Raw genomic sequence first — 10,000 nt, 5'->3', positions numbered from 1 at the left:
TTAACCAGTTTATTGGCACCTGGTTACCGCATTTAGAGCGCAATAACCGTAGTTATCTGACTATCGCCATAGGCTGTACGGGCGGTCAACATCGTTCTGTATATATCGCTGAATCTTTAGCTGAGAGTTACCGATTACAGCGGGAAGACGTACAAATCAGACACCGCGAATTGGTGAGACATCATGGCCGATAAACTGAAAAAGACCGTCACCATAGTGAACCAATTAGGTTTACACGCCAGAGCTGCCACTAAACTGGTGCAGCTGTGCCGTCAATTTGAAGCAAAAATTGAATTACAACAAGAAGGCCAAACCGCGGATGCCAGCAGTGTGTTGGCATTATTGATGCTGGCAAGCAGCAAAGGCAAAACTCTGGAAGTCTGTACCGAAGGCGCTGAGGCACAACAAGCGCTGACCGCTGTAGTGGCTTTGATTGAAAACGGCTTTGACGAAGAAAACTGACAGAGGTTAAAGCCCGGCGTTCTCTTTACCTGATGTCTGTTTTGCACCGTTTAGCTTTAGATGCAGCGCGGCTTTAATCAGCATATGTGCGGTAATAGGCGCTGTAATAAATAAAAACAATGCAATTAGTAACTGCTGTAAACTTAGCTCGCCTTTGACAAAATTAAAGTAAGCCATAGAAGCCAATACTAAAGCGCCGAGCCCCAAAGTAGTGGCCTTGGTTGGACCATGTAAACGGGTATAAAAATCTGGCAATTTGACCAACGCCACCGAGCCCATCAGGACAAACAAAGAACCTGCGACAACCAGGATCGCAACCAGCCATTCAATTATGCTCATCTGCTACACCTACTCAATGATATCGCCACGCAGTAAAAACTTGCATACTGCCACTGTACTAACAAACCCCAACATAGCTATTAACAACGCCACTTCAAAATTTAAACTGGTTCCCAGATAAATTCCGTACAACAACAACAGCGCTATGCTGTTGATATACATGGTGTCCAGCGCCAACAAACGATCGACCACTGATGGGCCACGAATAGCAGCATAAAGGTTCAGTAACAGAGCAAAACCAACGACAATAAAACAACCTTGTAGTATTAAAGTCAGCATTAAAATATCTCCTTTAATGGTGCTTCGTACCGTTGCTTCACCTGTGCAATCAGCTCTGCTTCATCCACTAAATCCAGCACATGCAACAGCAAAAAACGCTGCCCGGCACCTTCTGCATCGAGCGGCAGCACATCAGCACTGACAGTGCCTGGAGTTAAAGATACAGTGCTGGCTAGAATGGTAATGGCCAGATTATCGGTTAAATCCAGCGGCACTATCACAAAAGCAGGTCGCAATTTTTTGTTGGGGCCAAGCACCAGCCGAATCACCTGCAGATTAGCAACAATAATATCACCCAACACCATCAAACCATAACCTAAGGCAACTCCAGGTTTTTTGATTCCAGGTTGGATAAGCCGGAATTTATGGATAAGTAATGGGATCAACCAGGCCAGCAACAGGCCGAAAAACAGGTGAATAATAGCCACACTGTTATTCAATAATAACCAGACCAGAAACAAAAACAGACTGCGGATAGGAGTTGGCCACCAGTTCTTCAAAGACACCATCAGAAGGCCCCCGGATTTAAATTGGCAATATGCTGTAACTGCATAGCCGCAGCCTGACACCAGGCTGTTAATGGTCCGGCAAACAAGCTTAACAGCGGACTCGCAAGCACCAACAACAACAAAGCACTAGTGCGGCGACGACCAACCAGACGAGCTTCGACATCGGAACCTGACACCTGCCAGAACAAAATACTACCCGCCCTACTCAGAGCAATCAGCAACAACACGCTGCTACCTAACAAAAATGACCAATACCACAACATAGCACTGCCCTGAGGTACAGCCTGTAGTAGTAATAGCTTGCCGATAAAGCCTGAAAAAGGTGGCATCCCGACTATACTAAGCGCTACGACAACAAACGCAGTGCCTAGTAATACAGGCTGGGCAATTTTACGGCCGTTTACCAACCTATCGCCTGCTTTTCCGCGCTGATTTGCAATCAAGTCTGCCAATAAAAACAGGGCCGCAGTAGCCAGTGTGGAATGCAGCAGATAATACAAAAGTGCCTGCACAGACTCTGGTGTACCTAATGACAAAATGGCGACCAAAGAACCCACAGAAACAATCACCAGGTAACTGGCCATTTTGCGTAAGTCTTCACTGGCGAGCACACCTAAAACCCCCATCACTATGGTCAATAACCCTGTCCACCACAGCACAGGGAAGACCCAACTGGCGACAAATCCTGCATCCTGCAACACCATAGCGAAAACGCGCAGCAAGCTGTAAATTCCCACTTTAGTCATGATGGCAAACAAGGCTGCAACTGCTGGCGACGCGGAAGAATAGGCATTGCCTAACCAAAAATGCAGAGGCATCAACGCAGCTTTTAAGCCAAACACGACCAGTAGCAATGCAACGGCGGCTTGTAATAACTGCAATTGTGTGTCGGATAAGCCAGCAACTTTAGTGCCTAAATCCAGCATATTTAACGTGCCTGACGCGCCGTAAATCAGTGCCAGTGCAAATAAAAACAAAGCAGAGCCCACCAGATTCAAAATAACATAATGCACAGCAGCTTTCGTTTTGGCTTTACCACCGCCGTGGATGAGCAGGGAGTACGAGGCAATCAATAGCACTTCAAAAAACACAAAAAGATTAAATAAATCTGCGGTCAAAAAGGCACCGTTAATGCCCATCAGCTGGAAATGTAACAAAGCGTGGAAGAAAGGACCATTTTCATCTTCGCCACTGCTGGCATATAAGCTGGCGGCCAAAGCCAAAACAGAGGTCAGGCATAACATCAAACTACTGACCTGGTCCAATAACAAGCTGATACCAAAAGGGGCGGCCCAGTTGCCCAGTTGATAGAGTTGAGCAGGCTCTTCAGTACTCTGTATCACTAGTAGAGCACTCAACACCACTAACACTGCTGAGCCACTCACACTCAAAAACCGGCGTAATAACAAATTCTGATCAAAAGGCGGCAACATAGTCAGTAATGCCACCAGCAAAGGCCAGAGAATGGGGAGAATAATCAGATGGTTCATGACGACGCCCCTTGTCGGGTATTTTTAGCTACCGGCAATTTGCCATCCACATGATCATTACCTAAATCAGCCCGGGCACGAATAGATAACACCACCAAAAAAGCTGTCATCGCAAACCCGATCACTATGGCTGTTAATACCAGAGCCTGAGGCAAAGGATCTGCATAGTCTTCAGTCGCTTTAAGTACAGCCCCAGCCCCCATCTTCAGACCACCACTGGCAAAAATAAACAGATTAACGGCATAAGACAACATGGTCAGCCCCAGCATCACAGCAAAGGTTCTGGCACGCAAAATCAAAAAAACCGCACTACAGGTCAAAACTCCTATGATAATAGCTACCAATAATTCCATTAGTTTTTCCCCTCATGCACAGGCCGGTGATCCGTAGTCATTTTGCCCAGATTCGCAAGAATCATTAAGGTCGAACCCACCACAGTAAGATACACACCTAAATCAAAAGCTATAGCGCTGGCCAGCTCAATTTCACCTAGCAATGGCAACTGGAAATAATCAAACCAGGAGGTTAAAAAAGGCCGTTCAAATAGCCAACTGGCGGCTCCTGTCAGAGCTGAAATCAACACACCGGCAGCCACAAGTCTGTGGTATTCCAACGTAAGCCGCTGCTTGACCCAATCCACTCCTTGAGCCACATACTGCAGAATGATAGCGATAGCTGTGATTAAACCCGCGACAAAGCCTCCTCCTGGCAAATTATGCCCCCGGAAGAAGATATAGACAGAAACCAGCAGCGCCAATGGCAATAAGGCCTGAGATACAACGGCAAGCAGCATAGGATGCTTATCCAGTGCCCATTGGCGGCCTTCGGCATCTGAGCTGGGTTTAAACAGAGGTAAACGGGTTAATAACTTAAAGATACCTAAGGCAGCTATGCCCAATACGGTAATTTCGCCGAGTGTATCAAAACCACGGAAGTCGACCAAAATGACGTTTACAACGTTATAACCACCTCCTCCTGTTTTGGCATTGGCGAGGAAAAAGTCTGAAATCCGCTGCTGTGGCTCTAACATCATGGCATAACTTAAACTACCTATCACCACACCACAAACAGATGCTATAGCTCCATCACGGATTAATCGTCCGGCATTAGAAGCCCTGTTAATTTTATGCGGCAAGAAAAACAGGGCCAACATCAGCAGCACTATAGTCACCACTTCAACAGATAACTGAGTTAAAGCTAAATCCGGCGCGGAAAACCGCACAAAAATAAGGGTAACCACCAGCCCTACCACTGAAATCATCACCAATGCTAACAGACGCTGACGCTGGCATAACACAGTAGCAAAAGCGGCGATAATAGCCACCACCATAGCAGCCAGCATTAATGCATCAACAGGCAACATGGCGTTATGCTGAGTAAACTGACTCATTTGTTGCAGCGGCCAAATCAATAACACGACCACAATAAGAAACATCCACAATAAATAGCGTTGCAGTTCCGAAGACTCGAAACGCAGATGCCAGTGCTGCGCACTGTTTAATAAAGTTTTGATTTTCTGCTCAAATAGCTGCAAAGGGTTTAGTTCAGGTAACTCCGCCTGAAAACGAAACAGGTGTTTACGGTTCAAATACAACAAAATGCCTAAAGTCAGCGCCATCACGCTCATCATCAGCGGTAAATTCACGCCATGCCAAATCGACAAACTGTATTCAGGCAAGGGCCCACCTAGCGCGGCACCAGAGGCAATAGCCAATAAATCCCCCACTATGTATTGCGGCGCCAATCCAACCAGAATACACAGAGCGACTAAAATTTCGACTGGGACCCTCATGTAACGTGGTGGTTCGTGTGGCGTGCGGGGTAACCCCTTAGGTTGGCCATTAAAAAATACGTCATGAATGAAGCGGGCCGAGTAAGCGACGGATAAAGTGGCGGCCACCGTGGCCAGTACTGGAATTAACCAGGACAAAGCCCCTAATACATCCTGATGCAAAGTTTCGGCGAAAAACATCTCTTTGGATAAGAACCCGTTAAGTAAAGGCACACCTGCCATCGACGCAGAAGCCACCATAGCCAGCGTGGCAGTGACAGGCATAAACTGCCAGAGGCCGTTCAATTTACGCATATCGCGAGAACCGGATTCATGGTCGATAATACCTGCGGCCATAAATAATGAGGCTTTAAAAATAGCGTGATTGATAATATGGAAAATCGCAGCCACAGTGGCCAGATCTGTATCTAAACCCAACAGCAAGGTAATCAAACCTAAATGACTGATGGTCGAATAGGCCAGCAGGCCTTTTAAATCATGCTGGAACAAAGCCAGATATGCACCAACCAACAAAGTGGTCATGCCGGTAATAGTGACCAACAAAAACCATAAATCACTACCTGCCAATAACGGATACATCCGCGCCAGCAAAAAAATACCAGCTTTGACCATAGTGGCTGAATGCAGATAGGCGCTGACAGGAGTTGGTGCCGACATGGCATTAGGTAACCAGAAATGGAACGGGAACTGAGCAGATTTGGTAAAAGCCCCCAGTAATACCAGAATTAAAATCAGTGGATACAAACTATGTTGCTGCAATACTTCAGCTTGAGAAAGCAGTACATCCAGCTCAAAACTACCCAAAACCCGGCCAATCAACAGAATACCTGCCAATAATGCCAAACCACCAAAACCTGTGATGGTTAAAGCCATGCGTGCGCCAAGCCTGGCATCCGCTCTGTGCCACCAAAAGCTAATCAGCAAGAAGGAGCTGATACTTGTGAGCTCCCAGAACAGCCAAAGCTGCAACAGGTTATTCGACAGCACTACGCCAAGCATGGCAGTCATAAAAAGCATTAAAAAGCCGTAAAAGCGCGCCATAGAATCTTTGGCCGCCAGATAATAACGGGCATATAAAATGACCAGCAAACCTATGCCAAGGATCAGAAATACAAAAAGCAGCGATAAACCATCCAGGCGAAAACTTAAAGACAAACCCAGAGCTTCAACCCAAGGCAGTTTATACAATAAGGTTTCACCGGAAAAAACGACTGGCGCAAGATGCAGTACCAGGGTCAAAGCCACTGCAGGCAATACAGCAGTCGCTAAAGCGCTATAGCTGCGCGTCCACCTGGCAGTTAACACAGGCACTAAAGAACCAATTAAGGGAAGTAAGACTAATAACAGAAGTTCAATCATGCACTTGCGTCCTCTTTGCAGCCTCAGTCAGTTTCTTCAACAAACAATCTGAGCAGTGTGGCAAGCAACAATATTTTTTGCGCCAGACAGAGGGTGACATACCCCGATGATTTTACATGCCGTACTTTATACCTTTCTGAATCAAGGCTGTCCAGACGTTCATTCTGGTGAAAAGTTAAAGTGGAGAAAATGTAGGATCAGAGGTTTCCACCTCTGATCCTAAAGAGATCAATGGCCTGTCACTACTTCAGCGGCAGCGGCGGCAGCATCGTAGTGATGGATCCAACCTGCGGCGTACATCCAATGTGTAACTTCAGGTAACAATACAACTGTGCTGAGCAAACCAACCAGAGCCAGCACTATAGTGTATGGCAGTGCCATCCAGACCATTTTCATGTAAGACAAGCGAATTAACGGAGCTAAAGCACTAGTCAGCAGGAACAAAAAGGCAGCCTGACCATTTGGAGTTGCCACGCTGGGTAAGTTGGTACCGGCATTAATGGCGATTGCCAGCATTTCGAACTGCTCTCTGCTGATATTGCCAGCCTGCCAGGCCACTTTGACTTCATTAATATAAACAGTGCCAACAAACACGTTATCACTGACCATGGACAACAAACCATTGGCTAAAAACAACACCGCCATTTGCTGCTGGCCATCGAAAGTCAACACAAAATCAATCACAGGTTTAAACAAATGCTGATCGATAATCACCGCTACCACAGCAAAAAATACCACCAGTAACGAAGTAAATGGCAAGGCCTCCTGGAAAGCTTTGCCGATAGCGTGCTCATCTGTTACGCCACAGAAGGTAGTGGCCAGAATAATCACCATCAAACCAATCAAACCCACTGAGGCTAAATGCAGACTTAAACAAACAATAAGCAAAATAGCGATGATGCTTTGCACCCATAATTTGCTGATATCAGAGGCTGTCATACGTTCAGTTTGGTAGTTGTCATAAGCAATCAATACATCCTGTACTGCAACAGGTAAACGCACACCAAAATCAAATAAGCGGAATTTCTCCAAAACTATGGTTGTTAGTAAACCTGCGATCAACACGGGAACGCTTACTGCAGCCATACGTAATGCAAACTCACCAAATCCCCAACCTACAGCTTCTGCAATAATCAGGTTTTGTGGTTCGCCAACCATAGTAGATACGCCGCCCAAAGCAGTACCCACCCCAGCGTGCATCAATAAATTACGCAAGAATCCACGGAATGCATCTAAGTCGGCGCGGGACAATTCTGCAACTTCAGTATCTTCATTATGGTTGTGAGGATCGGGGAATTTTTTACCTGAAGATATTTTGTGGTAGATCGCATAAAAGCCGATGCCCACAGCAATAATTACCGCTACTACAGTTAAAGCATCAAGAAAGGCTGATAAAAAAGCGGCCATACAGACAAAAGCCAAAGATAAGTTAGTTTTCGAACGCACCCGGATTAAAAGTTTGGTAAAGACAAACAACAATAAATCTTTGACGAAATGAATACCTGCCACCATAAACACCAGCAGTAAAATAACTTCAATATTCATTTCAATTTCATGCATCACTTTCGTGGTGCTGGTCATCCCCATGGCAATTGCCTGCAGCACTAATAAACCACCAGGTTGCAGTGGGTAACATTTCAATGCCATGGCCAGAGTAAATATAAACTCAACCACTAATGCCCACCCCGCTAAATAGGGGTTTTGTAAGAACAATATGGGGTTAATAAACAGAAAAGCGATGATACTTAATTTGTACCAGTTAGGTGCTTGCCCGAGAAAGTTAGTGTACAAGGCCAAAGCCATGCCTGATGGTTTCATAGTGTTTACCCGAGTTCGAATTGTTGCGTGTTGGATTTATGTTTTGTTATTTACCATAGTTCAATTCTGTGTAAAGAGGATGACAATTATCACAGAAATTATCAGGTAGTTCAGTTTGTTATACCTAGCACACCTAAGTTTGTCCAGACAGATTGATGTGACGATGAGACCAAAGGAATAAATAAAAGGCCAATATCAGCAACACAAGTCAAAATGATGAAAAAGTGGCGTTTTATGATGAAAAACCTGTCAGGAAGGCTTAGGGCCTAGAAAATACAAAAAAATCACAAAATTAAACGCTTACTGAGTTGTCACTTGGTAAAAAAGTGAGTAAAACATCAGGGCTTGTTTGAACTTTATTCACAAAAACAAAAATATCAGCTTAACTTAGCTGAAGTCATTACTGCAGGAATTCATTATGGCAATACTCAACGTAGCAGAAGTCGCCGCCTTTTTAGGTATTCAGGAAATCCGTGTCGAACGTCTGGCCCGCGAAAATTTACTGGTTGCCAATGGTAAGGATGATCAAGGCAAACCTGTGTTTGATGAGGAAGATGTAAAACGCTACAAAATTCTGGCCGAGCGCTTAGGCGGGCTTTAAAGCGCTAGCCCGGCAAAAGCCGCAGTATCAGCTGGTAACAGTCTGCTGCGGCTTGTTTATATCTGGGGTCCTTATTTTCTAACTCTTCCTGCCAATACCATAACCAGCAAAAACCTGCATACACTTGTTTCGCTAAAACCAGCTTATCCTGAAGCTGAACGCTGCATGCGGCAGAGCGGGATCTGCTGTAATTTTGCAGTAATTGTTGCTGTTCAGTATCTGACAAATCAAATTGCACGATCAGCGCTACTAAATCAAATATCACATCCGCCAATTGGCAGTATTCAAAATCTATCAACCACAGTTTTTCATGCCATAGCAACAAATTCTGTGCATGTAAGTCCATATGACATAAGCCAATATCAGCCTGAAAATACTGTAAATCGCGAGCCGCAGTAATCAAAGGTCGCCAAACCCGCTCCGCCTCACAAGTCCAAACAGACTCTAACTGAGCTTTTAATTGCTGCAGATATAACCAGGGATCCAATACAGCAGTTTGTACAGGCAATTGATGTAAAGTCGCCAGCTTCTGCGCCAACAGAGGTAAGTTCTGCCGGATATAAGCTGCGGAAGGAGTTACAGCATCGGGCAAATACTCAGTGATCAACATACGTTGATGATTGTTCAGACACAAGGGGGCCGGAGCTAACCCAGCGGCAGCAGCAGCGTGCTGGCAACGTAATTCCTGCTGCCGGCATACCCCCAATACCGCCGGGCCATAATGCCGAAGTACATAATGGCCTTTATCCGTCTGCACTTGATAAGAGCAGGTTCTGTTGCCTTGAGTCAATTGTCGGAGCTGTAGCGGACTGTGCTCAGCAAAAAACTCCAACTGCTGACATAAATGCCAAATTAAGCGAGCTGAGTCTGCTGCTGTTGCTGATAACTGTTGCGCCATACAAAAAATCCAATCAAGGCAATGATGGTATAGAGTACAAAAAGCGCCGTTGTAAAATACAGATGTTTTTGTATATAAACATAAATACAGACAGCATCTATCACCACCCAGTACAGCCAGTTCGAAACTACTTTACGAGCCACCAGATAAGTAGTCATCACGCTAAAAGCCGTGGTTTGTGCATCAATATAGGCAAAGTCGGCTTGGGTATACTGCTCCATCAGGTAACCTAACAACAATCCTGCCAGAGCTGTACCAGCTATTAAATTCAGATGAGTCATGGCTGACCATTCTGTCATACCAGACTGACCTACTGGAAGCAGCTGCTGTTGCTGACGCCAGCTATACCACCCATACAACGCCATACCGGCATAATACAACTGGAGCAAAGCGTCGGATAGCAGTGCTGAATGCCACATAATATGGGTGTAAAGCAAAGTGCTGAGTAAAGCT

The 10,000-nt window shown here is 45.5% G+C and carries 12 protein-coding genes; 3 read left to right on the top strand and 9 right to left on the bottom strand.

Annotated features, from left to right (window positions below):
• Both LDL40_RS09310 and LDL40_RS09305 read left to right on the top strand, forming a co-directional pair.
• Positions 1-194: RNase adapter RapZ (locus LDL40_RS09310; RefSeq protein WP_300995044.1), on the top strand; the 194-nt coding region annotated here is incomplete at its 5' end.
• A complete protein-coding gene (locus LDL40_RS09305) occupies positions 184-462 on the top strand; it encodes an HPr family phosphocarrier protein (RefSeq protein ID WP_300995042.1) in 279 nt (92 codons plus the stop codon). The genes LDL40_RS09310 and LDL40_RS09305, both read left to right, overlap by 11 nt.
• Before the next feature lie 6 nt (positions 463-468).
• On the opposite strand, the gene LDL40_RS09300 is transcribed toward LDL40_RS09305, so the two are convergent.
• The 7 genes from LDL40_RS09300 to nhaB form a co-directional block, all read right to left on the bottom strand.
• Positions 469-801 carry a Na+/H+ antiporter subunit G gene (locus LDL40_RS09300; protein WP_300995040.1) on the bottom strand — a complete coding sequence of 111 codons (333 nt, stop codon included), beginning with the start codon at positions 799-801 and terminating at the stop codon, positions 469-471.
• 9 nt (positions 802-810) lie between these two features.
• Entirely contained in the window at positions 811-1,080 is a 270-nt protein-coding gene (locus LDL40_RS09295) for a K+/H+ antiporter subunit F (RefSeq protein WP_300995038.1), read from the bottom strand.
• A complete protein-coding gene (locus LDL40_RS09290) occupies positions 1,080-1,589 on the bottom strand; it encodes a Na+/H+ antiporter subunit E (protein ID WP_300995036.1) in 510 nt (169 codons plus the stop codon). Before LDL40_RS09290 ends, LDL40_RS09295 begins: the two co-directional genes overlap by 1 nt.
• Positions 1,589-3,079, bottom strand: a complete 1,491-nt coding sequence (locus tag LDL40_RS09285) for a monovalent cation/H+ antiporter subunit D (RefSeq protein WP_300995034.1) — start codon at positions 3,077-3,079, stop codon at positions 1,589-1,591. The genes LDL40_RS09290 and LDL40_RS09285 overlap by 1 nt, the downstream gene beginning before the upstream one ends.
• Complete coding sequence (locus tag LDL40_RS09280) at positions 3,076-3,432, bottom strand: Na+/H+ antiporter subunit C (protein ID WP_053425803.1); 357 nt, start codon at positions 3,430-3,432, stop codon at positions 3,076-3,078. The genes LDL40_RS09285 and LDL40_RS09280 overlap by 4 nt, the downstream gene beginning before the upstream one ends.
• Positions 3,432-6,230, bottom strand: coding sequence for a monovalent cation/H+ antiporter subunit A (locus LDL40_RS09275; RefSeq protein WP_300995033.1), 2,799 nt, complete (start codon positions 6,228-6,230; stop codon positions 3,432-3,434). The genes LDL40_RS09280 and LDL40_RS09275 overlap by 1 nt, the downstream gene beginning before the upstream one ends.
• Positions 6,231-6,458: 228 nt before the next feature.
• Complete coding sequence (gene nhaB, locus LDL40_RS09270) at positions 6,459-8,048, bottom strand: sodium/proton antiporter NhaB (protein ID WP_300995032.1); 1,590 nt, start codon at positions 8,046-8,048, stop codon at positions 6,459-6,461.
• 418 nt (positions 8,049-8,466) lie between these two features.
• Between nhaB and LDL40_RS09265 the strand changes: the two genes are divergently transcribed.
• Positions 8,467-8,649, top strand: a complete 183-nt coding sequence (locus LDL40_RS09265; RefSeq protein WP_300995031.1) for a helix-turn-helix domain-containing protein — start codon at positions 8,467-8,469, stop codon at positions 8,647-8,649.
• Between the two features lie 4 nt (positions 8,650-8,653).
• On the opposite strand, the gene LDL40_RS09260 is transcribed toward LDL40_RS09265, so the two are convergent.
• Positions 8,654-9,547, bottom strand: coding sequence for a phosphotransferase (locus LDL40_RS09260; protein ID WP_300995029.1), 894 nt, complete (start codon positions 9,545-9,547; stop codon positions 8,654-8,656).
• Positions 9,502-10,000: nicotinamide riboside transporter PnuC (gene pnuC / locus LDL40_RS09255; protein WP_300995028.1), on the bottom strand; the 499-nt coding region annotated here is incomplete at its 5' end. The genes pnuC and LDL40_RS09260, both read right to left, overlap by 46 nt.

The sequence above is a fragment of the Rheinheimera sp. genome, from assembly GCF_020217005.1.
In the GTDB taxonomy this organism is placed as follows: Bacteria; Pseudomonadota; Gammaproteobacteria; order Enterobacterales; family Alteromonadaceae; genus Pararheinheimera.
The sequence above is the reverse complement of the archived record's forward strand: the minus strand, read 5'-3'. Positions and strand labels throughout refer to the sequence as shown.